General features: G+C 74.2%; 23 protein-coding genes. 8 read left to right on the plus strand and 15 right to left on the minus strand.

Annotated elements, in window-relative coordinates:
- Window positions 1-132: 132 nt before the first annotated feature.
- The 3 genes from ACGFXC_RS25495 to ACGFXC_RS25505 are packed head-to-tail and all read right to left on the minus strand — an operon-like array spanning window position 133 to window position 7,240.
- A complete protein-coding gene (locus tag ACGFXC_RS25495) occupies window positions 133-3,990 on the minus strand; it encodes an SAV_2336 N-terminal domain-related protein (protein ID WP_393716450.1) in 3,858 nt (1,285 codons plus the stop codon).
- A 6-nt stretch (window positions 3,991-3,996) separates the two neighbouring features.
- Complete coding sequence (locus ACGFXC_RS25500) at window positions 3,997-5,031, minus strand: AAA family ATPase (RefSeq protein WP_393716451.1); 1,035 nt, start codon at window positions 5,029-5,031, stop codon at window positions 3,997-3,999.
- A 28-nt stretch (window positions 5,032-5,059) separates the two neighbouring features.
- Complete coding sequence (locus ACGFXC_RS25505) at window positions 5,060-7,240, minus strand: trypsin-like peptidase domain-containing protein (protein WP_393716453.1); 2,181 nt, start codon at window positions 7,238-7,240, stop codon at window positions 5,060-5,062.
- Between the two features lie 136 nt (window positions 7,241-7,376).
- Here ACGFXC_RS25505 and ACGFXC_RS25510 point away from each other — a divergent pair, with 136 nt between their 5' ends.
- Window positions 7,377-7,562, plus strand: a complete 186-nt coding sequence (locus ACGFXC_RS25510) for a DUF6104 family protein (RefSeq protein WP_030190019.1) — start codon at window positions 7,377-7,379, stop codon at window positions 7,560-7,562.
- A 282-nt stretch (window positions 7,563-7,844) separates the two neighbouring features.
- On the opposite strand, the gene sodN is transcribed toward ACGFXC_RS25510, so the two are convergent.
- On the minus strand, window positions 7,845-8,240 hold the full coding sequence (gene sodN, locus ACGFXC_RS25515) for a superoxide dismutase, Ni (protein ID WP_007266490.1): 396 nt from the start codon (window positions 8,238-8,240) through the stop codon (window positions 7,845-7,847).
- 136 nt (window positions 8,241-8,376) lie between these two features.
- Between sodN and sodX the strand changes: the two genes are divergently transcribed.
- Window positions 8,377-8,832 carry a nickel-type superoxide dismutase maturation protease gene (gene sodX, locus ACGFXC_RS25520; RefSeq protein WP_393716739.1) on the plus strand — a complete coding sequence of 152 codons (456 nt, stop codon included), beginning with the start codon at window positions 8,377-8,379 and terminating at the stop codon, window positions 8,830-8,832.
- Here sodX and ACGFXC_RS25525 read toward each other — a convergent pair.
- Entirely contained in the window at window positions 8,736-9,365 is a 630-nt protein-coding gene (locus tag ACGFXC_RS25525) for a CGNR zinc finger domain-containing protein (RefSeq protein ID WP_362124271.1), read from the minus strand. The genes sodX and ACGFXC_RS25525 overlap by 97 nt on opposite strands.
- A gap of 92 nt (window positions 9,366-9,457) precedes the next feature.
- Here ACGFXC_RS25525 and ACGFXC_RS25530 point away from each other — a divergent pair, with 92 nt between their 5' ends.
- On the plus strand, window positions 9,458-10,231 hold the full coding sequence (locus ACGFXC_RS25530) for a methyltransferase domain-containing protein (protein WP_393716456.1): 774 nt from the start codon (window positions 9,458-9,460) through the stop codon (window positions 10,229-10,231).
- A 146-nt stretch (window positions 10,232-10,377) separates the two neighbouring features.
- Here ACGFXC_RS25530 and ACGFXC_RS25535 read toward each other — a convergent pair whose 3' ends face one another.
- The 3 genes from ACGFXC_RS25535 to ACGFXC_RS25545 are packed head-to-tail and all read right to left on the minus strand — an operon-like array spanning window position 10,378 to window position 13,076.
- Entirely contained in the window at window positions 10,378-11,130 is a 753-nt protein-coding gene (locus ACGFXC_RS25535; protein ID WP_393716741.1) for an amino acid ABC transporter ATP-binding protein, read from the minus strand.
- A gap of 11 nt (window positions 11,131-11,141) precedes the next feature.
- Complete coding sequence (locus tag ACGFXC_RS25540; RefSeq protein WP_393716458.1) at window positions 11,142-12,095, minus strand: amino acid ABC transporter permease; 954 nt, start codon at window positions 12,093-12,095, stop codon at window positions 11,142-11,144.
- Between the two features lie 30 nt (window positions 12,096-12,125).
- Window positions 12,126-13,076 (minus strand): ABC transporter substrate-binding protein, encoded by a 951-nt coding sequence (locus ACGFXC_RS25545; RefSeq protein ID WP_393716459.1) that lies wholly within the window; start codon window positions 13,074-13,076, stop codon window positions 12,126-12,128.
- Between the two features lie 526 nt (window positions 13,077-13,602).
- On the opposite strand from ACGFXC_RS25545, the gene ACGFXC_RS25550 reads away from it, so the two are divergent.
- From ACGFXC_RS25550 to ACGFXC_RS25565, 4 genes are all read left to right on the plus strand, one after another.
- Entirely contained in the window at window positions 13,603-14,805 is a 1,203-nt protein-coding gene (locus tag ACGFXC_RS25550; protein ID WP_393716461.1) for an NADP-dependent malic enzyme, read from the plus strand.
- 324 nt (window positions 14,806-15,129) lie between these two features.
- Entirely contained in the window at window positions 15,130-16,092 is a 963-nt protein-coding gene (locus ACGFXC_RS25555; protein WP_393716463.1) for a zinc-binding dehydrogenase, read from the plus strand.
- 62 nt (window positions 16,093-16,154) lie between these two features.
- Window positions 16,155-16,364 carry a helix-turn-helix domain-containing protein gene (locus tag ACGFXC_RS25560; RefSeq protein WP_267012281.1) on the plus strand — a complete coding sequence of 70 codons (210 nt, stop codon included), beginning with the start codon at window positions 16,155-16,157 and terminating at the stop codon, window positions 16,362-16,364.
- The gene (locus tag ACGFXC_RS25565) at window positions 16,364-16,933 is read left to right on the plus strand and encodes a Clp protease N-terminal domain-containing protein (RefSeq protein ID WP_393716466.1); all 570 of its coding nucleotides are present in this window, start codon (window positions 16,364-16,366) and stop codon (window positions 16,931-16,933) included. The genes ACGFXC_RS25560 and ACGFXC_RS25565 overlap by 1 nt, the downstream gene beginning before the upstream one ends.
- Before the next feature lie 54 nt (window positions 16,934-16,987).
- On the opposite strand, the gene ACGFXC_RS25570 is transcribed toward ACGFXC_RS25565, so the two are convergent.
- From ACGFXC_RS25570 to ACGFXC_RS25580, 3 genes are all read right to left on the minus strand, one after another.
- Window positions 16,988-17,884 (minus strand): helix-turn-helix transcriptional regulator, encoded by an 897-nt coding sequence (locus ACGFXC_RS25570; protein WP_393716468.1) that lies wholly within the window; start codon window positions 17,882-17,884, stop codon window positions 16,988-16,990.
- A 1-nt stretch (window position 17,885) separates the two neighbouring features.
- A complete protein-coding gene (locus ACGFXC_RS25575) occupies window positions 17,886-18,806 on the minus strand; it encodes a DUF4097 domain-containing protein (RefSeq protein ID WP_393716470.1) in 921 nt (306 codons plus the stop codon).
- A 170-nt stretch (window positions 18,807-18,976) separates the two neighbouring features.
- Window positions 18,977-19,909, minus strand: coding sequence for a LysR family transcriptional regulator (locus ACGFXC_RS25580; RefSeq protein ID WP_393716472.1), 933 nt, complete (start codon window positions 19,907-19,909; stop codon window positions 18,977-18,979).
- A 214-nt stretch (window positions 19,910-20,123) separates the two neighbouring features.
- Between ACGFXC_RS25580 and snpA the strand changes: the two genes are divergently transcribed.
- A complete protein-coding gene (gene snpA, locus ACGFXC_RS25585; RefSeq protein ID WP_393716474.1) occupies window positions 20,124-20,783 on the plus strand; it encodes a snapalysin in 660 nt (219 codons plus the stop codon).
- Between the two features lie 54 nt (window positions 20,784-20,837).
- Here snpA and ACGFXC_RS25590 read toward each other — a convergent pair whose 3' ends face one another.
- The 4 genes from ACGFXC_RS25590 to ACGFXC_RS25605 form a co-directional block, all read right to left on the minus strand.
- Window positions 20,838-21,035, minus strand: coding sequence for a hypothetical protein (locus ACGFXC_RS25590; protein WP_393716476.1), 198 nt, complete (start codon window positions 21,033-21,035; stop codon window positions 20,838-20,840).
- 113 nt (window positions 21,036-21,148) lie between these two features.
- Window positions 21,149-21,742 carry a GNAT family N-acetyltransferase gene (locus tag ACGFXC_RS25595; RefSeq protein WP_393716478.1) on the minus strand — a complete coding sequence of 198 codons (594 nt, stop codon included), beginning with the start codon at window positions 21,740-21,742 and terminating at the stop codon, window positions 21,149-21,151.
- A gap of 141 nt (window positions 21,743-21,883) precedes the next feature.
- A complete protein-coding gene (locus ACGFXC_RS25600) occupies window positions 21,884-22,939 on the minus strand; it encodes a family 2 encapsulin nanocompartment cargo protein polyprenyl transferase (RefSeq protein ID WP_393716480.1) in 1,056 nt (351 codons plus the stop codon).
- Window positions 22,939-24,345 carry a family 2B encapsulin nanocompartment shell protein gene (locus tag ACGFXC_RS25605; RefSeq protein ID WP_393716481.1) on the minus strand — a complete coding sequence of 469 codons (1,407 nt, stop codon included), beginning with the start codon at window positions 24,343-24,345 and terminating at the stop codon, window positions 22,939-22,941. The genes ACGFXC_RS25600 and ACGFXC_RS25605 overlap by 1 nt, the downstream gene beginning before the upstream one ends.
- Between the last annotated feature and the right edge of the window lie 47 nt (window positions 24,346-24,392).

The following is a 24,392-nucleotide window of genomic DNA, read 5'->3' on the forward strand; positions in this document are numbered from 1 at the left end:
CGAGCGTTCGCACCTGGCCGCGCGGCCGTACGCGGTGGCGCGGTCGTACGCGGTGGCGCCTGGTCGTCCGGTCCGGCCCTCCGTGCCGCTCCCCTGCCTGCCCTTTCCCGCCGCCCGGCGGGGGGAAACGGATCACAGCGCCTCCTCCAGGGCCCGGATCCGCTCCTGGAGCACGGCGACCGCCGCAAGGGCGTCGGGGAGGCCGGCCTGCGGCGGGTCGAGGCGCCCGCGCAGTTCCAGGGCGGCCCGGTAGGCGTCGAGGGCGGCCCGGGGGCGGGCGAGTTGCTCCAGGACCTCCCCGCGCAGCTCCTGGACCCGGGCCGCCAGCCGGACCGCCGTGCCGGAGGACCGCCGTTCGTCCGGGTCGGCCTCCAGCGCGGCGCGCCAGGCCCGGCGGTAGGAGTCCGCCGCGCGGTCGAGGCGGTCCGCGGCGCGGGTGTGGGTGTGGATGTCCCGCTGGACGTCCCCGTGCTCCCGCCAGGCCAGGGCCCGCTCCAGCGGGCGGTGGCCCGGCCGGGCGGCCAGCTCCAGCAGGTACTCCGCTTCTCGGAGGTCCACGAGGTCCCCCTCGTAGGAGTGCCGCAGCCGCAGCCCGGCGGCCAGCCGCAGCAGCCGGTGCGGGGCCCGGGGGTCCGACTGGGGAACGGCCGCGCGGCTCTCGCGCAGCACCCGTACGGCGGTCGACGCGAAGGCCCGCCCGTCGGCGGACCGGGCCCGGTCCAGGAGTACGTCGCCCCACTCGGGCAGCAGCTCCCCGAAGGCCTCCTCGTCGCGGGGGATCAGCCGCCGGGCCCGCCCGTAGGCGTCGGCGGCCGCGTCCAGGGCCGCCGGGTCCCCGTCGCGGGCGTACCGGGCGCGATGGACGCGGGCCAGGCAGACCAGGGCGGCGAGGCGCGGCCCGGGCTCGTCTGCGGCCTCGCGCAGGGCGTGCACCAGGTGCCCGGCCGCCTCCTCCAGGCGGGCGGGCAGGTGGCGCAGCGCCTCGGCGAGGTCCACCCGGACCCGCGCGACCCGCCGCGCCACCACCGCCCCCCGGCCGCCGCCCGACGCGGCCACCACCCCCCGCGCCTCCCCGGCGCCCCCGTCCCCGGCCCGGCTGGCGCCGACACCGCCGTCCGCCACCTCCGGCACCCGCCCGGCGCCCACGTCCCCGGCCCGGCTGGCGCCGACCCCACCGTCCGCCACCTCCGGCACCCGCCCGGCGCCCCCGTCCCCGGCCCGGCTGGCGCCGGCGCCGTCGTCCGGGGGCGCGCCACCGCCCACCGCGTCCGGCACCGGCCCGGTGCCGGCTCCCGGGCCCTGGGTCCGCGGTAGCTCGGGGGCTCCGCCGGGGTCGGCGGCCGCGGGCCTGCCTCCACCGGCGCCCGCACCCCGGGCCCGGCCCGCCCCGCCACCCTGCGGCGCCGGCGCGGGGGTGCCCGCCGTGCCGGGGGCGGCTCCCGTGCCGCTCCCGCTCGGGCGTCCGGCGGCGTCCGGCGCACCGGGGTCCCCTCCGGCCCGGTCGGCAGCGGAGCCGGCGGCGGCCCCGCCCGGGCGCTGCGGCCCGGACCCGGCCGGGTCCGCCCCGGGGCCGCCGCCCAGCAGGGCGGTCAGGGCCGCCGACAGGTGGGCGGCGGCCCGTTCGGCCAGGGCGGTGCGGGCCGCCGGGTCCGGGGTGTGGGGCAGCAGCGCCAGCAGGACGCGTCCCAGGGCGAGGTCCGGCTCCGGCTGCCCGTCGGCACCGGGGCCCGGGCCGGCCAGGGCCTCCAGCGCGGACCGGGCCTCGTGCAGCGGCCCCGCGTCCTCGTACAGCGCGCTCATCCGGATCAGGGTCCGCGCCCGCCGCACCGCGCAGTCCAGCCTCAGCTCCGGCCCGGCCGCGGCGGCGCCCGCCACCGCGAACTCCCGGTCGGCGGCGGCCAGCAGCTCCGCGTCCGGTGCGCCCGCCAGCGCCCGCTCGTACAGCACCCGGCCCCGGGCCGCCCCGGCCGGCGGGGTGCCCAGCCCGGCCAGCGCCCGCCCGGCCTCGGCGAGGAGTGCGGGGTCGCGCTGGAGCGCCCACAGCCGCAGCAGCGCCCCGGCCAGCTCGGTCTCGGCCTCCTCCGGCGGGTCCCCCGGCCCGGCCGGGGCCGCCACGGCGTGCCGCAGGAGGGCGGCGGCCTCGTAGAGCGCCCGGGCGTCGCCGTCCGCGAGGCGCTCGCGCGCCGCCCGTACCCCGGCCGCCCGGCCGCTCCCGGCGGACCCGGGCGGCTCCGGCTCCGGGACCGGGACCGGCGCATCGGCTTCCGGGTCCTCCTGCGGGGGGCCCGGCAGGTAGCGGCGTACGACCTTCGCCGAAACGAGCGCGAAGGCCTGCGGGAGCGGCCCGGCGGGCACCCGGCCCTCGCCCGCCCCGTCCTCGGGATCCACCGCGGGGATGCCCGTCAGCTGGGAGACGGCGAGCGCGGGGAAGTTCCGTACGCCCCGGCCGAAGTGCGCCAGCACGTACTCCGAGCAGTGCTTGAGCACCAGCGCGGCCTCATCCCGCCCCAGCGGCCCCAGCAGCACGTCCTGCACCCCGGGAACGAACTCGTACCACTGTCCGGGGGTTTCCCCGCTGCGCCGCAGCAGTCCGCCGAGCAGCACCTCGGCCAGGTCGGACGGCTCCGAGTCGGGCAGCATCGTGCGCTGGACGAGCCGCATCACGGGCAGCGTCAGCGGCGCCGCCGCCAGGTAGACGGCGAGCTGTACGGCACCGGGCGCGGCGGCTGAGCGGAAGCGCCGCACCAGTTCGCCCGGCGGGCGGGCGGTGGGCGGCAGCGGTACGGGGGCGGCGGGGTGGCGGGCGAGGACCCGGCCGACCTCCGCGGGGACCGGGCCGGTGCCGAGCCCGGCGACGAGCCGGGCCCAGGCTCCGAGGGCGGTCGCGTGGGGCGGCAGCACGGGCACGGTGAGCCCGCCGGTGCGCTGCCCGGGCCGCGGCGGCCGGTCCGAGCGGAACCTCAGCCTCGTCCCGCCGCCGCCCCCGCCGCCGGCCCGCTCCAGCACCCCGCGCTCGGTCGGCAGCCAGCTGCGGCCCCACAGCCGCTGCGGGAGGGGCTGGACGACCACGCAGGGCGAGCACTGCACCCACCGGTGGAGCAGCCGCTGGGCCTCGCCCTCGCGCCACACGGGCCCGGCGCAGTCGGAGACCACGATGGTCAGCACCCGTCCGGTGGGGTCGCGCAGCTGGTCGCCGGAGCGCAGGGCGCCACCGGCCGAGGGGCCGCGTCCGACGGCCACGGTGCCGTCCGGAAGCCGGTGCAGGTAGTGCGCCTGGACGTCCCGGAAGGCGCCCAGCCGCTCGCAGACGGACCGCAGTTCCTCGAACATCTCCTGCCACACCGCCATGGAGGGCGAGGCGTCCATCACCAGGCGTACGGTCGCCTCGCGCCGGCTCTCCGGCCGGAGCACCGGGACGAGCAGCCCCAGGGCCCGGGCGCTGGCCTCGGCGGTGGCGCTCTCGTCGAGGACGGTACGGGCGGGCGGGCCGGGCGGCCGGTGCCGCTGGAGGGCGCGCAGGGCCCGCTGGATGTCGAGGATCCGGGGCAGGGCGGCCGCTCCGGGCACCCGGACGGGCACCCCGCCCCCGACGGGAATTTCAGCGTCCGGATCGAGCTCGGAGCCCTGCCGGGCCCCGGCCGCGTAGAGCCTGACCGGATCCTCAGCCGCCGCTTCCTCCCGCGGACGTGGCACGGGGCCCGTCCGCGCCACCGCCTCGCCGGGCGCCTCGGCCCCGGTCCGTTCCTGCCCGGCGCGTACGGGTTCCGGTGGCGGGCCGGCCGCCGGTGACAGGGCGGCGGGGCGGGTGTGCCCGGCCAGCCAGAGGGCGTCGGCCAGCTCCCCGGCGTCGGGATCGAGCCCGGCCCCCCGCAACAGCCCGGCCAGCGCCCGGATCCCGAGCTCGGCGGCCCCGGCCCCGGCGCCGTCCCCGGCCGCTTCCGGCCCGTGCCGTCCCAGATCATGCCGTTCCGGGTCAGGAGGTCCGTTCACGGGGCCTCACCTCGGACGGTCGAGCCGCTGGATGAGCAGGTCCGCCAGGTCCTCCCGGGTGGGCGGGGCGGCGTAGTGCGTCAGGTAGATGGCGTTCAGCAGCTGGTCCGCGGCCACCAGCTCCGAGCGGGAGCGGCTGAGGAACTCCCTGATCAGGTCCGCGCCCAGCCGGGCGGCCTCCTCCCCCAGGTGGGCCCGGACCATGGTCGCCAGCCGCTTCTCCCCCGGCTGCCCCAGCTTGAGCTGGATGCACCGGCGCAGCAGGGCGGCGGGGAAGTCCCGTTCGCCGTTGCTGGTCAGGATGATGAACGGGAAGGCCCGGCAGCGCACCCGGCCGCCCCGGACGGTGACCTTTCCGCCGTCGTCGGTGAGCACCTCCACCTCCGGCTCGGAGTCGGCGGCCCGCTCCAGCTCGGGGAGGGTGAACTCGCCCTCCTCCAGCACGTTCAGGAGGTCGTTCGGCAGGTCGATGTCGCTCTTGTCGAGCTCGTCGACGAGCAGCACCCGGGGCTTCGCGGCCGGCAGCAGCGCCGTCCCCAGCGGCCCCAGCCGCACGTACTTCCCGATGCCCGCGCCGGGCCCGCCGCCCGGCCCCGCGCCCGGCCGTCCGCTCCCGCCACCGGCGGCGATCTGTACGTCCTGGAGCCGGGCGAGCGCGTCGTAGCGGTAGAGGCCGTCCTGGAGCACCGTCCGCGACACCACCGGCCAGCGCAGCACCCGGCCGAGCTTCAGCTCGTGGGCGACGGCGTGCGCCAGGGTGGACTTCCCGGTCCCGGGGTAGCCGGTGACCAGCAGCGGCCGGCGCAGGTACAGCGCGGCGTTGATGGCCTCCAGCTCCTCCGGTTCGGGCCGGTGCAGTGCGGCGGCCTGCCGGTGGGCGCCGAGCCGGCGGGCCACGTTCCCGTCGGCGGTCCCGGCCGCGGCGCCGGGTCCGGCGACGGGCCCGCCGTCGAAGTCCCGCCACGGCGGCGGATCGGGCAGTGCCGCGATCCCGTCGTGGGGTTCGCCCACGCCCCGGTAGATGAGCCATTCGTCGTTCACGGCCGCTCCCTCCCACGAAGCACGCGGCTCACAGGTCCCCCTGCAACGGTTCGTCCTCGGGCAGTGCCCGCTCCGGGTCCTCCCATACGAGGGCCAGCCCGGCCGCCCAGTAGGCGTCGGGGTCCGCCCCGTGGGCCCGTACCCGCAGCGCCTGGACGCGCTGCGGCAGCAGCGCGCCCCGCCCCGCCTCGGCCAGCTCCTCCCGCAGCCCGCGGTGGTACGGGGCGCAGGAGGTCCCCGGGTCGGCGGGGGGCCGCCGGGCCACCACGGCCCCGTAGCCCGCGTCCCGCAGGACGTGCAGCGCGCCCAGGGTCGGTTCGGCGGCGGCCTCCCGGCACAGCACGGGCAGGGTGTTGTCCGCCAGCCCCGCCGCCCAGTCGGGCGAGGGGCTGCGGGGGCGGCCGCGCGAGCAGTCGGCGCGCTGGTCCAGGAGCGGTCCGCCCTGCACCCGCGCCCACCGCGCGGCGGCCCCGCCGACGCCGGAGCCGCCCGCCCCGGGAGCACCGGGAGCACCGGCCGCCTCGACTCCCCCGGAGGCGCCCGCCCCGCCCTCGAACCGGAACACCACCGGCCGCTGGACCCCCACCGGCACCCCGCCGGACACCGTCCAGGTGTCCACTGCGAGCCCGAACAGGCCCGGCGCGGCCGCCACTTCGAGGAGCGCGGCCGCCTCGTGGGTGTCGCAGCGGCGGAAGCCCTCGGCGAGCGGCGTCCGCAGCGCCTCCGGCAGCCGGTCCAGCCGGGTGCGCACTCCCGCCTCGACGGGGGTGACCCGGCCGGGCCGGGCGGGGCCCGCCAGGACGGAGACCCGCCAGTCGTAGACCTCCTCCCAGCCGTGCGCCCACACCTCCAGCAGCACCGACGGCCCGGCCGGCAGGGTCCGCGCCCGGCGGGCCGGTCCGTGTGCCGAACGCCCGGCGAAGGCGCGCCGGCGCCGGTCCCGCTCGGCGAGGCCCCGCTCGTGCCGCTCGCCCAGCTCCCGGCGCAGCGGGCGCCACAGCCGTTCCGCGGTGGCCCGCACCCAGTCCCACAGTTCCTCGTCGGCGCCGGGCGCCGGGGGTTCGCGGTGGTCGGCCACGCTCACGTCGGCCGCGTACCGGAGCATCGCGGCGGCCTCCCCGCCCGCGCCCGGCGGGTCGTGGAGCAGCCCGAGTCCGTCGCGCCAGCTGAGCGGGGCCGGCAGCCCCGGGTCGGGTTCCTCACCGCGGGCCCGTTCGGCCAGCTCGCGGACGGCCTCCGAGGAGCCGGGCGGCGGCAGTTCGGCCAGCAGCCCGCACAGGGTGGTGCGTTCGCCCGGGGTGAGCCTGCCGCGGCCGCCGCCGTACGGGTCCCCGTCCCCGGCCGGGAGCTCGTCGTGGACGTCGGTCCAGGTCCGGCGGCTGTCGAGGTCGCTGAGGTGGCGGTCGTAGTGGTAGAGGTCGTGGGCCTGCATGACCCTGCGGTAGAGCCCGGTCTGGCCGGTCGCCGCCAGCGGCAGGGTCCGCAACTGGGCGACGGACACCGCGAGCCCGCCGCCACCGCCGTGCCGCCGGGCCTTGACCACCCCGACGACCTCGCCGCGCGCCAGGTCCACCACGGGCCCGCCGGACATGCCCGCCTCGATCTCGTCGTCGTCGCCGAGGCGGATCGCGGCGCCGTTCGCGGCGGTGCCCCGCAGTCGGGTGGTGCGGCCGGTGATCTCGCGGATGCCGAGCTCCTCGGTGCAGCCGAAGTACGCGGCCTCGTCCATCCGGGGTCTGGCCCGGTCGGTCAGCCACACGCAGGCGTGGGAGATCGGCGAGAGCACCCGGACCAGCGCCAGGTCGGGCAGGTCCCACAGGGCCCGGCGGCCGGGCCGGCGCTCGTCCAGCCGCTCGGGCAGGACGCACTCCACGCGCCCGGTGACCGTACCGGTGCCCGCGTCGCCCCCGTACCCGTACGCGCCGGCCGGGGGCCCGGCGCCGCGGACCGGTCCGGAGAAGAAGCTGATGCCGACCTCGCGCCCTGACAGAGGCACCGCCGCACCACCCCCTTCGCCGACCACGTGCGCACACGTCAGGACCCAGCCGGGGGCGATGAAGAAGCCGCTGCCCCAGGTGGGTCCGGTCACGTCGTTGCCGGAGTTCTCATACCCGGCCGGGGGCGCGTGGACGCGTACCGTGGCGGCCCGGACCAAGGGTTCCAGGAGCTCGTAGGCGCGCGCGGAGCCCGCCGTGCGCCCGTCCGGCATCCCGTGCCCCCCGTCCCCCGCGCGTCCCACCGAGGCCGTCCACGCTAGCGCTGCGGGCGGGACCGCGGGAGGTGTCGCCGGGACCCGGCTTATCCTGGCGGGAAACACCCCATCACCCCATGGCACGGAGCCCGACTTGTACTTCACCGATCGCGGCATCGAGGAGCTGGAGAAGCGGCGCGGCGAGGAGGAGGTCACCTTCGAGTGGCTGGCCGAGCAGCTGCGGACCTTCGTCGACCTCAACCCGGACTTCGAGGTCCCGGTGGAACGCCTGGCGACCTGGCTCGCCCGCCTCGACGACGAGGACGAGGACGAGGAATAACGGCGCCCCGCCCGGGCAGCCCCCACCCGGCCGAGGGGCCCGACCGTGCGCGGTCGGGCCCCTCGATCGTCCCGGGCGGGACCGGAATCGGACGGCCCGGACCTCCCCACCGCCTGCTGGCGCTGCCGTTCAGGCCCCGACGAGCCGATGGGGATCGGGTATCCGGCCCCCAAGACCTCCGCCGGGTCGGGAAAGCCCAACGGCCCGGCCGCGGAGAGCGGTCGGGCCGTTGGCATGTGCGCTCTGAGCAGCAGCGCGGGGAGATCCTCGGGGCGCCCAAGATCAGGCGGCCTTGGTCTCCCAGAAGATGCGGTCGATCTCGGCGATCAGTTCGAGCGCCTTGGCACCGGTCGCCGGGTCGTTCGACGCCTTGGCGGCCGAGAGGGCCTTCAGGGTGTCGTTGACCAGGGTGTGGAGCTGCGGGTACTTCTCGAAGTGCGGGGGCTTGAAGTAGTCGCTCCAGAGCACCGACACGTGGTGCTTCGCGAGCTCGGCGCGCTGCTCCTTGATGGTGATGGCGCGGGCGCGGAAGTCGGCGTCCTCGTTGGCCTGGTACTTCTCCTGGACGGCCTTGACGGACTCGGCCTCGATACGGGCCTGGGCCGGGTCGTACACGCCGCAGGGCAGGTCGCAGTGGGCGGAGACCTTCACCTTGGGGGCGAAGAAGCGGGAAAGCATGGAGTGGGTCCTCCTCGTGATCGTCTTCTCAAGGGTGGAGGTTACTCGCTGAGAATCCGGAAATCGCGGGCGCCCCCATGGGCTTAGGACAAAAGTCCAGCGGCGGCCGGGGAGCGGTGAGCGAACGTACGGGACCCTGCGGCAGCATGCGGGGAGGCAGAGGAGGCCTTACATGGCGGAGAACAAGCGCACGCGGGGGCGCATCGGCATCAGCGAGGTGACGGGCCCGTCGATGGTCCCCACCCTGGACGACGGGGACCGGATGGTGGTCCGTTACGGGGCGCTGGTCCGGCCGGGTGACGTGGTCGTCTTCCGCCATCCGCTCCAGCAGGACCTGCTGGTCGTCAAGCGGGCGGCCGAGCGCCGTCCGGGGGGCTGGTGGATGCTCGGCGACAACCCGTTCAACGAGACCGGGGACAGCACCGACTACGGCGCGGTCCCCGAGGAGCTGGTGCTGGCGGTGGCCCGGCTGCGGCTGCGGCCGCGCCCGGAGGGTCAGCGCTCGCTGAGGGCGTGGCTGTCCTGGGCGGTCTCGGCGGTGCGGCCGATGCGCGCGGACTCTTCGGCCTCCAGCCGCTTGCGGGCACGGTAGGCGGCGACGTTGGCGCGGGTGGCGCAGCGGTCGGAGCAGTAGCGCCGGGAGCGGTTGGTGGAGGTGTCGAGGTAGGCGTTGCGGCAGGGCGGCGCCTGGCACAGGCCGAGCCGGTCGGGGCCGTGCTCGGTGAGGTGGAAGGCCAGCCCCATGGAGGCGATCGCGGCGTAGCCGGCGGAGGCGTTGGAGGGGTGGTCCGCGAGGTGGATGTGCCAGTCGGGGCGGCCGTCCGGGCCGACGAGCTCGTGGCCGGAGACCTGGGGGCTGACGGGGAACTCCATGAGCAGGGAGTTCAGCAGGTCGACGGCGAGGACGTGGTCGCCGCCGTCGGCCGCCTCGAAGACGGCGCGCAGCCGGCCCCGGACGTTGCGGAAGCGGGTGACGTCGGTGTCGGTGACCCGGCGGGCCATCTGCACGCTGGCCCCGAAGAGGGCGCGGACGTCGTCCACCGAGGTGAGGGCGTCCTTGTTGCGGGCCGGCTCCTCGGTGTTGACCAGGCGCACGGCATAGTCCGAGTAATGGGCCAGTTCCACTTGTAGTCCTTACGGATGCGGATTAGTGTCTGCGACAGCCGCGCGGTAACGGCTGGTATTGGTTCGAGGGTATTACGTAGGAGGGGTTCTCGATGGCGGATACGGTGACCGGTTCGTTCGGTACGGACTGGCAGGCCTGGCAGGACAGCTGGGACCGCCAGCAGGAGTGGTACATGCCCGACCGCGAGGAGCGGTTCCGGGTGATGCTGGACATGGTCGAGGCCCTGGTGGGCCCCGCCCCCCGGGTCCTGGACCTCGCGTGCGGTACGGGAAGTATCACGGACCGGCTGCTCAAGCGGTTCCCGCTGGCCTCCAGTACGGGGCTGGATCTGGACCCCGCGCTGCTGACGATCGCCCGGGGCCACTTCGCGGGCGACGACCGGGTCACCTTCGTCACCGCCGACCTCAAGGACCCCGGCTGGCGCTCGGCGCTCCCCCACGAGACCTACGACGCGGTGCTGACCGCGACGGCCCTGCACTGGCTCCCGAGCGCGGACCTGGCCGTCCTGTACGGGCAGCTCGCCCCGCTGGTCCGCCCGGGCGGGGTCTTCATGAACGCCGACCACATGCCCGACCCGGCCACCCCGCGCATCGGCGCCGCCGAGCACGCCCACCGGCACGGGGTCATGGACGCGGCCCGGGCCCGCCTCGGCGTCCCGGACTGGCGCGAGTGGTGGGCGCTGGCGGCGGCCGACCCGGTGCTGGCCGGTCCCACGGAGGCCCGGTTCGCGATCTACGGGGAACACGCCGACGGCGACACCCCGGACGAGGCCTGGCACGCCCGCACCCTGCGCGAGGCCGGCTTCGCGGAGGCCCGCGCGGTCTGGCGCTCGCCGTCGGACGCACTGGTCCTAGGACTGAAGTAGGAACTTCGGCGACCCGGGGGCGTCGCGGCCGCCGGGCGCTCCCGGCGGGGCCCGGGCACGGCGGAGGGGCGGTACGGGATCCCGTACCGCCCCTCACACCTCACCGTTCTCACGCCCCGCGCCGCGGGGCGGGGATTGCGCGGGGCTTACAGCACCTTCGACAGGAACGCCTTCGTCCGGTCGTGCTGCGGGTTGCCCAGGACCTCGCGCGGGTGGCCGGATTCGACCACGACACCGCCGTCCATGAAGACGAGGTTGTCGCCGACCTCGCGGGCGAAGCCCATCTCGTGGGTCACCACGATCATGGTCATGCCCGACTCCGCCAGGTCCCGCATGACGTCGAGGACGTCACCGACGAGCTCCGGGTCGAGCGCCGAGGTGGGCTCGTCGAAGAGCATCAGCTTCGGTTCCATGGCGAGCGCGCGGGCGATGGCCACGCGCTGCTGCTGGCCGCCGGAGAGCTGGGTGGGGTAGTTCCCGCCCTTGTCGCCGAGGCCGACCCGGTCCAGGAGCTTGGCCGCGCGCTCGCGCGCCACCGCCTTGGACTCTCCCTTGACCATGACCGGCGCTTCCATGACGTTCTCTATGGCCGTCATGTGCGGGAAGAGGTTGAAGCGCTGGAAGACCATGCCGATGTCCCGGCGCTGGGCCGCGACCTCGCTGTCCTTCAGCTCGTAGAGCTTGTCGCCCTTCTGCTTGTACCCCACCAGCCGGCCGTCGACCGAGAGCCGGCCGGCGTTGATGCGCTCCAGGTGGTTGATGCACCGCAGGAAGGTGGACTTGCCGGAGCCGGACGGGCCGACCAGGCAGAAGACCTCCCGGGGGGCGACCTCCAGGTCGATGCCCCGGAGGATGTGGGCGGCGCCGTACGACTTGTGGACGCCTTCTGCCTTGACCATCGGCTGGGCGGTCACTTCGCCACCTCCGTACGGCGGAACATGTTCAGGTTGGCCTTGAGCCGCTCGAACGGCGTCGGCGGCAGGCTGCGCAGCGAACCGCGGGCGTAGCGGCGCTCCAGGTAGTACTGACCGACGCTGAAGATGCTGGTCAGGGTCAGGTACCAGATGGACGCCACGAAGAGCATCTCCATGATGGCGCCGGCCGTGGTGCCGATGTTGGAGCTGGCCCGCAGGAGTTCGGGGTACTGCACCGCCGAGACCAGGGAGGAGGTCTTCAGCATGTTGATGAACTCGTTGCCGGTCGGCGGGATGATCACGCGCATCGCCTGCGGCAGCACCACGCGGCGCATCGTCTGCATCCGGGTCATGCCGAGCGCGTGCGAGGCCTCGCTCTGGCCCTCGTCGACGGACTGGATGCCGGAGCGGACGATCTCCGCCATGTAGGCGCCCTCGTTCAGGCCGAGGCCCAGCAGGGCGACCATGAACGGCGTGAGGACGTCGACCGTCTCGTTCTTGTAGATCGGCCCCAGGTTGATGTACTGGAAGATCAGCGACAGGTTGAACCACACCAGCAGCTGGACGTAGACCGGGGTCCCGCGGAAGAACCAGATGTAGAGCCAGGACACGAAGCTCGTGACCGGGTTCTTCGACAGGCGCATCACGGCGAAGAGGATGCCGAGCACGAGGCCCAGGGCCATCGACGAGACGCTGATGACGACGGTGTTGCCGAGGCCGCTGAGGACCGAGGGGTCGAACAGCTTGTCGCCGACCGTCGCCCAGATGATCTTGCCCTGGGAGAAGGCGTAGACGAGCCACGCGAGCAGTACGGCCACGACCACGCCGCTGATCCAGCGGCCGTAGTGGCGTACGGGAATTGCCTTGATGGCCTCGTAGGGGGTGGTGCCCGAGGCGCCGGGCCCGGCCGGCGGAGTGTCGGCCGGACCCTTGTCGATCTTGTCAGTCACAATGACTGCCCTTCAGTGGAGCGCTCGGTGTTACTTGCCCGCGTTGACCGTGGCGGAGGGCACGGCGCTGTCCTTGACGTTCCACTTCTCCAGGACCTTGGCGTAGGAGCCGTCCTTGATGATGGCGTCGAGCGCTTCCTTGAGGGCGTCGCGCAGCTGCGCGTTGTCCTTGGAGACCGCGATGCCGAAGAGGCCGACGTCGGCCTGCTGGCCGGCGACCTCGAAGTCGTTGCCGCCGCCCGAGGTCTTCGCGGTGTACGCGGTGACCGGGTAGTCGTTCAGGTCGGCCACGGCGCCGCCGGCCTTGACGCGGGTCTGCGCCTCGGCGTCCGTGTCGAAGGCCTCGATGGTGAGCTTCTTGTCCCCGCACTTCTCGGCCTGCGCCTTGAAGGTGTCCTCGTACGTGGTGCCGCGCTGGACGGCGACCGTCTTGCCGCACAGGTCGTCGAGGGTCTTGATGTTCTGCGGGTTGCCCTTCTTGACCAGCAGGGAGACGCCGGAGGAGAAGTAGTCGACGAAGTCGACGCCCTTGCCGATCTTGGCGCCCTTGTCGTCCAGGCCCTCCTGGCGCTTCTTGTTGTCGGTGATCGACGACATGGCGACGTCCTGGCGGCCGGTCTCCAGCGAGGTGATCAGGCCGTCGAAGGTGCCGGAGGTGAACTGGAGCTTCACACCGAGCTGCTTGCCGAGCGCCTCGGCGATGTCGGGGTCGACACCGACGATCTTGCCGCCGTCGACGAACTCCATCGGTGCGTAGGCCGTGTCGGAGCCGACCTTGATGACACCGGCGTCCTGGATCTTCTTCGGGAGCTTCGAGAACAGCGGGGCGCTGTTGTCGGTCTTGCCCGAGGGGGTCGAGGAGCCCTTGTCGGTCTGGTCGCCACAGCCGGTGAGGATCAGGGCGCCGGCGACCGCGATCGCGCCGACCGCGGCGATCCGGGGCCGGGCGGCGGTCGTACGACGGGTGGTGCTTGCGGTCATGAGCTGGTTCCTCCGACAGGGGTGGAAAAGCATCCGAGAGAGGTCGGGCACGCACCATCGAGTGTCGCGACCTTGTGTGATTACGGCATCTTGCCATTCGGACTGACGCATTCAGGCTGCCCATCAGGTCAAAATCAGATAACGGGCGCCCCCGACTACCCAACAGGACTGCGGGCAAGGGCCCTCGGAGCGACACAAACCGCCGTGACCAGCCCTTTTGCCGCCACTATTTGCGGCGCGTCTCACCCATCGGACAGGGGGCTTTGGACTTTTAGCCAAAAACCGGACAGTCGGCCTACAGTTGAGCGGGAATCGACTCGTCTGGGCGTGCGTTCTTCCGGTAGAACAGATCCTTACACCCCTCATCCGGGGCTCAGGGCGCGCGTGCGGCGCGCCCGCGCGTACGAACCTCCCCTTCGCGGAGGCGGGCCAACCGCCGAGGCGAAGAACGGACGCGGTGCCCGCCCACCCCTTAACCAGGAGTGGCCACCCTCAACGATTCAAAGGACTTAAGGGGTCACACAAAGTGGCAGCGGAGATCGTCAACCCTCGCAGTGACAGTGCGACGGACAACAACCCCGACGCGGTGTTCGCGCTGCACCGGGGCGGCAAGATGGCCATTCAGGCCACGGTGCCGGTCAACGACAAGGACGACCTGTCCCTGGCGTACACGCCCGGCGTGGCGAAGGTGTGCAGCGCCATCGCCGAGCAGCCCGAGCTCGTGAACGAGTACACCTGGAAGTCCAACGTGGTCGCCGTCGTCACCGACGGTACGGCCGTGCTCGGACTCGGTGACATCGGTCCCGAGGCCTCCCTCCCCGTGATGGAGGGCAAGGCGATTCTCTTCAAGCAGTTCGGTGGGGTCGACGCGGTGCCGATCGCGCTCGCCACCAAGGACACGGACGAGATCATCGAGACGGTCATCCGCCTCGCCCCGTCCTTCGGCGGGGTCAACCTGGAGGACATCTCCGCGCCCCGCTGCTTCGAGATCGAGCGCCGCCTCCAGGAGGCGCTGGACATCCCGATCTTCCACGACGACCAGCACGGCACCGCCATCGTGACGCTGGCCGCCCTGCGCAACGCCGCGAAGCTCACGGGTCGCACCCTCGGCGACCTGCGCGCCGTCATCTCGGGCGCGGGCGCGGCGGGCATCGCCATCGCCAAGATCCTCGTGGACGCCGGCATCGGCGACGTGTGCGTCACCGACCGCAAGGGCGTCGTCTCGGCCTCCCGGTCGGACCTGACGGACGTCAAGGCCGAGATCGCGGGCCTGACCAACAAGTCGGCCCTCAACGGCTCCCTGGAGGAGGCCCTCGCGGGCGCCGACGTCTTCATCGGCGTCTCCGGCGGCACGGTCCCGGAGGAGGCGGTGGCCTCGATGGCGAAGGACGCCTTCGTCTTCGCCATGGCCAACCCGAACCCGGAGGTCCACCCGGACGTCGCGCACAAGTACGCGGCGGTCGTGGCCACGGGCCGTTCGGACTTCCCGAACCAGATCAACAACGTGCTCGCCTTCCCCGGCATCTTCGCCGGTGCCCTGAAGGTGCGCGCGACCCGGATCACCGAGGGCATGAAGATCGCCGCCGCCGACGCCATCGCCGGCGTCGTGGGTGACGAGCTCGCGGCCGACTACGTGATCCCCTCGCCGTTCGACGAGCGCGTCGCCGAGGCCGTCACGGCCGCGGTCGCCGCCGCGGCGAAGGCCGACGGGGTGGCCCGCCTGGCCTGAGCGCCACGCTGAGCTGTACGGGTGAGGCCCGGCCGGATTCCTCCGGCCGGGCCTCTTCGCGTACGACGCACCCTCCCGGCCCCCGAACCGGGAGGGGTCGCCACGCCACGGGGAGCGGCATGACAGGCTCATGCCGAGCGTGCCGCATGGCTTGAATATTACCCCCCTCCGGCGGCCCTTCCTGCGTTCCGGTTAGGTGCATAGGGCCGCTAAATCGCCTGCTACCGGGTGCGGTTGAGGCTCGAACATGAGCTTCCGCTCCGGCGTGGCGGCGATCTCCCGCCACTGGCCAGGCAGCCCTACCGACCGGTAGCCTCTGGCGCCATGTTCGCTGCCTACGCCGCCCGTATCGACCGTGACCAGCCGCTGAGCGGCCTCGTGCTGGGCGACCGCCCCGCGCCCGAGGCCCGTCCCGGCTGGGTGACCGTCAACGTCCGCGCCGCCTCCCTCAACCACCACGACCTGTGGTCCCTGCGGGGAGTCGGCCTGGGCCAGGAAAAACTCCCGATGATCCTCGGCTGCGACGCCGCCGGGACCGACCAGGACGGCAACGAGGTCGTCCTGCACTCCGTGATCGGCCAGAGCGGCCACGGGGTCGGCCCGGACGAGCCGCGCTCGATCCTGACCGAGCGCTACCAGGGCACCTTCGCCGAGCAGGTGAGCGTCCCCGCGTGGAACGTGCTGCCGAAGCCCGCCGGACTCTCCTTCGAGGAGGCCGCCTGCCTGCCGACGGCCTGGCTGACGGCCTACCGGATGCTCTTCACCAACGCCGGGGTGCGCCCCGGCGACTCGGTGCTCGTCCAGGGCGCGGGCGGCGGCGTCGCCACCGCCGCGATCGTCCTCGGCAAGGCGGCCGGCCTGCGGGTCTTCGCCACCAGCCGGGACGCCGCCAAGCGCGCGCGGGCCGTGGAGCTGGGCGCCCTGGAGGCGTACGAGCCCGGCGCGCGGCTCCCGCAGCGGGTGGACGCGGTCATCGAGACGGTGGGGGCGGCGACCTGGTCGCACTCGGTCAAGTCCCTGCGTCCGGGCGGGACCCTGGTGATCTCGGGCGCCACCAGCGGGGACCGGCCCGCGCACGCGGAGCTGACCCGCATCTTCTTCCTGGAGCTGAAGGTGGTCGGCTCCACGATGGGCACCAAGGACGAGCTGGAGGACCTGCTGTCCTTCTGCGCGGCCACCGGGGTCCGCCCCGTCATCGACCAGGTGCTGCCGCTGGACCGGGCGCGCGAGGGCTTCGAGAAGGTGGAGGCGGGAGACCTCTTCGGGAAGGTGGTCCTGACGGTCTGAGCCCGCCGGACGTTCGTCAACTTGGGTTGACACTCCTCCCGTGTCAACCTACATTGACAGGCATGACGGAAGCCACGGATCTCGCCGCACAGGCCGGGGACCAGGACCCGCGCGTGGGCCTGCGTTCCGTCGCCGCCCTCCGGCGGCTGCTGGAGCAGCTGGAGGCGGTACAGGTGCGCAGTGCCCGCGCGCAGGGCTGGTCCTGGCAGGAGATCGCGGCCGAACTCGGCGTCAGCCGGCAGGCCGTGCACAAGAAGTACGGGAGGCTCTGATGTTCGAACGCTTCACCCGGGACGCCCGGGACGCGGTGACGGGCGCGGTCGACGAAGCCCGTGGCGCCGGGGCCGCCGCGGTCACCGAGGAACACCTGCTGCTCGCCCTCGTGGACCGGGGGGCACTGGACCCCCTCGGCGTGGACCGCCGGGCCCTGCGGACCCGGCTCGCCGAGTCCCGGCGCCGGGGCGGCATGTCCCGGGCCGACCAGGAGGCGCTCGCCGGACTCGGCATCGACCTCGAAGAGATCGTCGCCCGCGTCGAGGGGACCCACGGGGCGGGCGCCCTCGCGGCCCCGGCCCCGCGCCGCCGGACCCTGGGCACCTCGCTCCGCTCGGCCCTGGGCCGCCCGGAGCCGGACACCGGCGCGGGGCACCGCGTCCGCCTCACGGAAGGCGCCAAGAAGGTCCTGGAGCAGTCCCTGCGCATCGCCCTGGACCGCAAGGACGGCCACATCGCCACCCTGCACCTGCTCCTGGCCCTGCTGTCCCGGCCGGGCGCGGTGTCCGAGGCCCTCACGGACCACGGGGTCACCCGCGCCTCGGCCGAAGCGGCCCTGGCCGCCTGATCCCGGTCCGATCCCGGCCGGCCCGGCCGGCCCGGCCGGCCCGGGGCGGCGGCCCTACGCCCCCGGACGCAGGCCGGCCTCGATGCGGGCGGCGGCCGCGGCCAGGTGGGCGCGGGCCTCGGCCAGCTGGGCCGGGGTCACGCCGTGATCGCGGGCCGCGTCGCGCACGTCGTCGCGGAAGCGGTCCAGCAGCCGGTCGAGGTCCCGGGCCGGATCGGCGCCCGGCGTCAGGTCCTCGGCCCAGGCCGCACCCGAGGGCCCGGGCGCACCGGGCGTCTGCGCCGGTGCGGGGTTCGCGGCGCCCGCTCCGCCGAGCCAGGCTCCGGCCAGACTGCCCAGCCTGCCGCCCGACTTCGCGAACTGTTCCTGGAGCTGGGCGGCGATCCGCTGGACCTCCTCGCGGGCCCGCTCCTGGGCCTCCTTGGCCTGTCGGCGGGCCTGCTGGGCCTCCTCGCGGGCCCGGCGGCTCTCGTCCTTCGCCCGCCGCGCCTGCTCCTTCCACTCCTGCTTCGCCTTGCGGAGCTCCTCCTTGGCGGTCTTCCAGGACTCGTCCTCCACCTGGGTGGCCGTCGCGGAGGCCGCCGCCCGCATCTCGCGGCGCAGGTCGCCGGCGGCGCCGCGCACGTCGTCGCGGATCTCGGCGGCCAGTTCGGAGACGGAGTCGCGGATCTCCAGCTCCAGGTCGGCCAGTTCACCACCGCGGTCGGCCAGTTCGGCGCGCCCCGCCTCGGTGATGGAGTACACCTTGCGCCCGCCTTCGGTGGCGTACGTGACGAGTCCCTCCGCCTCCAGCTTCGCCAGCCGCGGGTACACGGTGCCCGCGGAGGGCGCGTAGAGGCCCTGGAAGCGCTCCTCCAGCAGACGGATCACCTCGTAGCCGTGGCGGGGCGCCTCGTCCAGCAGCTTGAGCAGGTAGAGGCGGAGGCGGCCGTGGGCGAAGACGGGCGGCATGTCAGAGCACCTTCTTGTCGAGCTGGAGGGGGGCGTCGGCGTCGGCCTGCGGGCGGCGCAGGAGGGCGATGGACCCCGAGACCGTGGTGGCCCGCAGGGTGCCCGCGCCGGTGCCGAGGGTGCCGGTGATCCGCTTGGCACCGAGCTGGCCGGAGACGCGCAGGTCCTCGAAGGCGTTGGAGACGCCGCCGGTGGCCGTGTTGGCCTCCACCTTGGCGTCGGCGGGGTGGGGCAGCCGGATGGCGACCTCACCGGAGACGGAGTTGAGGAAGATGTCCACCGGCTTCGGGGCGGCCGGGTCCGGGGCCAGGTCGATGAGCATGTCGCCGCTGACCGAGTCGGCCCGTACGCTGCCGCCCGAACCGTCGACGACCGTCAGGCCGCCGGAGACGGAGTGGAAGCCGAGCTCACCCGTGAGGGACTGCGCCTCGACGCTGCCGGAGACGGTGTGCGCCTTGACCCGGCCGGAGAGCCGTACGAGGGTCGCGTCACCGGAGACGCCGTTGACGTCGGTGGGGCCCGAGATGCCGGAGACGAACGCGGCGGCACTGACGGTGGCCAGCTGCACCCGGGTGGCGGCCGGGACGGTCAGCGTCACCGTGACGCTGCGCTCCCAGGCCTTGCGGCCCCCCTCGGACGAGCCCGACCAGGCCTTCCACGGCTTGCTCTCGAACCATTCCTTCAGCCCCTGGGTGCCGTTCCAGGGCAGGTCCTCGTACGACAGGGTGAGCACGCCCCCCTCCTGCACCACGTGCAGCGGCGGCCCGTCGACCTCGGACACCTCCAGGCGGGCCGGCCCCCCGTCGGCCGCGGCCACCACGTTCACGGTGCCGCCGACGACCCGGACGCGCAGGTCGGTCACCGGCTCCTCGAAGACCAGCTTCTGCGGTGCGGCGACGGACCACGTCATCTGCTCTGCCATGGTGCTGCTCCTCCTCGTGGACGCAACATATCGCGTCTTCTTCAGAACACGATATATCGCGGCAGACGGAAGTCAAGCGGCGCGGCACGCCCGGGCACCGGCCGGGGCGGGCCGGTGCTCCGGGGCCGAGCGGGGCGACGGCGGGCGCCGGAGGGGAACGCGGGAGGGGGCTAGGCCACCAGCAGCGGGCTCGCGTGGTGGCGCAGCCAGGCCCGGTAGGGCGGGGTGCTCAGGGCGGCTTCCCGGTAGGCGTCGCGGAGGTCCTCGTACGCCTCGGCGTGCGCGCCCGGCCGCGTCGCGAGCAGCAGCCGCACCGCGAGCGGGTCCCCGGACAGCGGCCGGATGGCCATGTCGTCACGGGGGCCGGAGGTGGGCTGGCAGGGGGCGACCGCCTCGCCGGAGACGATCAGCGAGGTGGCGGTGTGGTAGTCGGCGTGCAGGACGGGCGGGTCGAGCCCGGCCCCGGCGAAGACCCGGCGCAGGCCGTCCCATTCGCCGTCGACGGAGGGGTCGACCGTCCAGCGGTCCTGCGCCAGGTCCCGTAACTCCACCACCGGCGACCGGGCGGCCGGATGGTCCCGGGACATGGACACGAACTGCGGCTCGCGCTCCATCAGCACGCGCAGCTCCAGCCCCTCCGGGACCCGCAGCGGGCAGCCCTCGACCTCGTGCACGAACGCCACGTCCAGCTGCCCGGCGGCCACCATCCGCAGCAGCGCGTTCGCCGACACGTCGACCACCAGCGAGGTCTCCGTCTCCGGCGCGCGGCGGTGCAGCCGCCGCAGCCATCCCGGCAGCGCCCGGCTCGCGGTCGAGCCGATCCGCAGCCGGGGACCGCGGGCGACCGCCCGCGCCTCGGCGACCAGCGCCGCCATCTCGGCCAGCAGCGGCCGGGCCCGTCCGAGCACCGTGCGCCCGAAGGGGGTCGGCCTGCAGCCGGTGCGTTCGCGCAGGAACAGCTCGCCGTCCAGGGCCCGTTCGATCCGGCGCAACTGGGTCGTCAGTGAGGGCTGGCTCACGCCGAGCTGCCGGGCCGCCTTGTGCAGGCTGCCGGCGTCCGCGATGGCGCACAGTGCGCGCAGGTGCCTCACCTCGAGCTCCATGACCCGAGAGTAGGGCGGGGCCGGTGGACCGCACCAGCCACCGATAGCCCCCCGAATCCCGCCATTCTCACGCCAGTTGCCCTGTCGCAATCTTCCCGATAGGGCGGCGCTATCGGGCGCTGACATCATCCCCCGGCGCCTTCCGCTCCCTCAGACTCCGGTACCGGACGACCCATCCACCCCCCACCGCACCGGCTGAGTAGGAGCCCCCCACATGCGCCACTCCCGCAGGATCACGCTGTCCGCCACCCTGGGCCTCGGCCTCGCCGCCGCCCTCGGCGGCGTGGTCCCCACCGCGAGCGCCTCCCCCGCGCCGGCCGGCAACCCGGCCAGCTACGCCGCGTACGAGCGTTCGGCGGAGAACGAGGCCGCCAACCGCGCCTTCTTCGAGGCCGTGCGCCGCTCGGTCGCCGAGCAGCGGGCCGCCCACCCGGGCCTGCTGGCCGTCACCGTCACGTACAACACCCGCAACGCGCCGACCTTCCGCAGCGTGATCGCCCGTTCCACGCAGATATGGAACGGCTCGGTGGCGAACGTGAAGCTCCAGGAGGTGTCCTCGGGCGGGAACTTCTCCTACTACGAGGGCAACGACTCCCGCGGCTCCTACGCGAGCACGGACGGCCACGGCCGCGGCTACATCTTCCTCGACTACGCCCAGAACCAGCAGTACAACTCCACCCGCGTGACGGCCCACGAGACCGGTCACGTGCTGGGCCTGCCGGACCACTACTCGGGTCCGTGCAGCGAGCTCATGTCGGGCGGCGGACCGGGCACCTCGTGCACCAACCCGAACCCGAACAGCGCCGAGCGCTCGCGCGTCAACCAGCTCTGGGCCAACGGCCTGGTCGCCTCGGGCCTCGACGCCAAGGGCTAGGCCGTACCCGCCCGGCCGCCCGGTACCGTTCCGGGCGGCCGGGCCGGGGCGCGGCTAGGCCGACCCGGTGCCGTGGCGGGGGCAGGCCGGGTTCCGGCAAGGGCCCGGGCCCCACTGGGGTACGAAGATGCCGAGCGACTTGCGCCGCCGGACGACGGTGTCGACGGCGTTCCCGCAGGCCGGGCACGTGTGCTGCGCGTGCCCGGCCCGCGGGGCGACCGTCCCGTGCGCGTGCTGCTGTTCTGCGGCCATGCCTCCACGGTAGGCCGCCCAGCCGGGTTCCCGCGCGGCGCGCGGAAGGGCGTACGGGGTGACGGCCCGGCCGTCGCGGGGGCGGCGGGCCCGCCCGGCCCGGGGGCCCGGCCTCACCCCCGCGGCTTGCGCCACATCGGCCACATCAGCGGGCCGTCCGGCAGCCGCACCGCCGCGCCCGTGAATTCCCAGCCGAGCCGCTCGTAGAGGCGCATGCTGCGCTCGCTGCTCGCCTCCAGGTACGCCGGGACCCCCTCCCGGTCGCAGCGCTCCAGGACCGGTGCGATCAGAGCGCTCCCCAGCCCCTCGCCCTGCCGCCGCGGGTCGACCGCGATCATCAGCAGGTACTCGTGCTCCTCGCCCGTCGGGTGGACCTCCCCGGTCAGCCGCCCGACGAGCTCGCACCGCTCGTTGCCGGGATCGGCCACCGCGCGCATCTTCGCCGGGATCTCGTCCTCGCCCTCCGGTTCGCCCGCCGGGATCCGCAGCCACAGGGCCGCCGCCGAACCGTCGGCCGCGTAGTCGATCCGCCCCTCGGCCAGGGCCACGTCCACGAAGACTCCGAGGAAACGGCCGTGCACGGCGGCCCGGTGCTCCGGATCGGGGAAGACCCAGCTGCTCACCGGGTCACTGCGGAAGGCGACGTCCAGCAGCCGCGCGACGGCGTCCCGGTCCGACTGATCCGCCTGGCGTATCTCCAGCACCACAGGTCACACCCTTCACTCAAGTCTCAACAACCCTGAGTGATCCTAGAGTTGGGGCACCCGAGCGGAAAGGCCCGTTCCGGCGCCTCTCGGCACCGGAACGGGCCTGCGGCCTGCGGCCCGCGCACCTCCGTCTCCCCGCCCTCACTTCGTGCGGCGCGTCACGAACTCCGCCAGCGCCAGCAGCCCGCCCGCCGCCGCCAGGTCCGGGACGGCCCGCGACAGCTCCTGCACCGCCCGCCCCATCCGGTCGGCGGCATGGGCCTGCGCCCAGTCGCGGCCGCCCGCCCGCTCCACCGCCCGCGCCGCCGCGCGTACGTCGTCCTCCTCCATCGGGCCCGCGTACAGGGCGGCCAGCTCGCGTCCGGCCCCGGTGCCCGAGGTGAGGGCGGCCACGACCGGGAGGGACTTCTTGCGGGCGATCAGGTCGGCCCCCGCGGGCTTGCCGGTGTGGCCCGGATCGCCCCAGATGCCGATCAGGTCGTCGATCAGCTGGAACGCCAGCCCGGCCTCCCGGCCGAAGGCGTCCATGGCGTCGACCTCCTCCGGCCCGGCACCCGCGTACAGCGCGCCCAGGGCGCAGGCGCAGCCCAGCAGGGCCCCGGTCTTGGCGGTCGCCATGGTCAGGCACTCGTCCAGCGAGACGTCCGGCCGCCGTTCGAAGGCGCAGTCCGCCTGCTGGCCCGCGCACAGCTCGATCACGCAGGCCGTGAGCCGGGCCGCGGCCGCCGCGGCGGCCGGATGCGGTTCCTCGGCGAACAGCCGCAGCGCGAGCGCCATCATGGCGTCGCCGGTGATGATGGCGTCGGCCGTGCCGAAGACGGTCCAGGCGGTGGGCCGGCCGCGCCGACGGGTGTCGTTGTCGATGACGTCGTCGTGCAGCAGCGTGAAGTTGTGCGCCAGCTCCACGGCCACCGCCGCCCGCACGGCGGCGCGCGCCTGCGGGTCGCCGGCCCGCGGACCGCCCAGGGCCTGCGCGGAGGCCAGGACGAGCGCGGGCCGGATGGCCTTGCCCGCGCTGCCCGCCGCCGGGCGGCCGTCCTCGTCCTGCCAGCCGAAGTGGTACATCGCCACCCGCCGCATGGAGCCGGGCAGGCTCTCGACGGTCCGGCGCAGCTCCGGGTCGACCGTCCGCCTGGTGCGCTCCAGCAGGGCCGCCGCCTCCTGCCCCTCCCCCGCGGCGAGGGCGTTCGCGGTCATCAGCGCCAGCGGCCGATCTCGACGTTCTCCAGGACGCCGAGGGCGTCCGGAACCAGCACCGCGGCGGAGAAGTAGGCGGTGACCAGGTAGGAGATGATCGCCTGCTCGCTGATGCCCATGAAGCGCACCGACAGGCTCGGCTCGATCTCGTCCGGGATGCCGGGCTGGTGCAGGCCGATCACGCCCTGCTCGTCCTCGCCGGTGCGCATGCACAGGATGGAGGTCGTACGGGCGTCGCTGACCGGGATCTTGTTGGACGGGAAGATCGGCACCCCGCGCCAGGCCGGCACCCGGTGGCCGCCGACGTCCACGGACTCGGGGTAGATGCCGCGCTTGTTGCACTCGCGGCCGAAGGCGGCGATGGCCTTGGGGTGCGCGAGGAACAGCTTGGAGCCCCGGCGCATGGCGAGGAGCGCGTCGAAGTCGTCCGGGGTGGGCGCGCCGTCGTGGGGCTGGATGCGCTGGTCGTAGTCGGCGTTGTGGAGCAGGCCGAAGTCGCGGTTGTTGAGCATCTCGTGCTCCTGGCGCTCGCGCAGCGCCTCGACCGTGAGCCGCAACTGCTGCTCGGTCTGGTTCATCGGCTGGTTGTACAGGTCGGCGACGCGGGTGTGCACGCGCAGGACCGTTTGTGCAATGGACAGTTCGTACTCGCGCGGCCGTGCCTCGTAGTCGACGAACGTGCCGGGCAGGACGGCTTCGCCCTGGTGGCCGGCGGAGAGGTCGATCGCGGCCTCGCCGTACTTGTTGGTGCGCTGGGCGGGCATGGCCCGCACCTCGTCCAGGTGCGCGCGCAGCGAGTCGACGCGGTCGGCGAGGAGCTGGAAGTCCTGCCGGGTCAGGACGAGCGCGGTGCCGGAGGTGGCGGCGCGGGCGGTGTACTCCCAGATCGCCTCCGCGTCGGTGAGGGCGCCCTCGCCGAAGAAGGCGCCGTCGGCGACGGTGCGCAGGACGGCGTCCTCGCCGTAGGGGCCGGGGCCGATCTGGTCGATGCGGCCGTGGGCGAGCAGGAAGACCTGGTCGGCGGGGCTGCCGAAGGAGGTCAGTTCCTGGCCGGCCTCGAAGTCGACCTGGCGGCAGCGGGCGGCGAGCTCGGTGAGGGCGTCCTCGTCGTCGTAGTCGCGCAGGACCGGCAGCTCGCCGAGCTCGGCGGGGATGACCTGGACCTGGGTGCCGGTCTTGATGAACTCGACGATGCCGTTGCCGACCGAGTAGCTCAGCCGGCGGTTGACGCGGTAGGTGCCGCCCTGCACCGAGACCCACGGGAGCATCTTCAGCAGCCACCGGGAGGTGATCTCCTGCATCTGCGGCGCGGACTTGGTCGTGGTTGCCAAGTTCCGCGCGGCCGAAGTGCCGAGACTGCGCTGCGGTGTCTGGGCTTCGGATTCGGAACCTGCCTGGACCGACATGTCTTTCCCTTTCGATCACTCCATGGGTCTGCGGAACGGAACACTTC

The sequence above is a fragment of the Streptomyces sp. NPDC048507 genome (assembly GCF_043199995.1).
Lineage (GTDB): Bacteria > Actinomycetota > Actinomycetes > Streptomycetales > Streptomycetaceae > Streptomyces.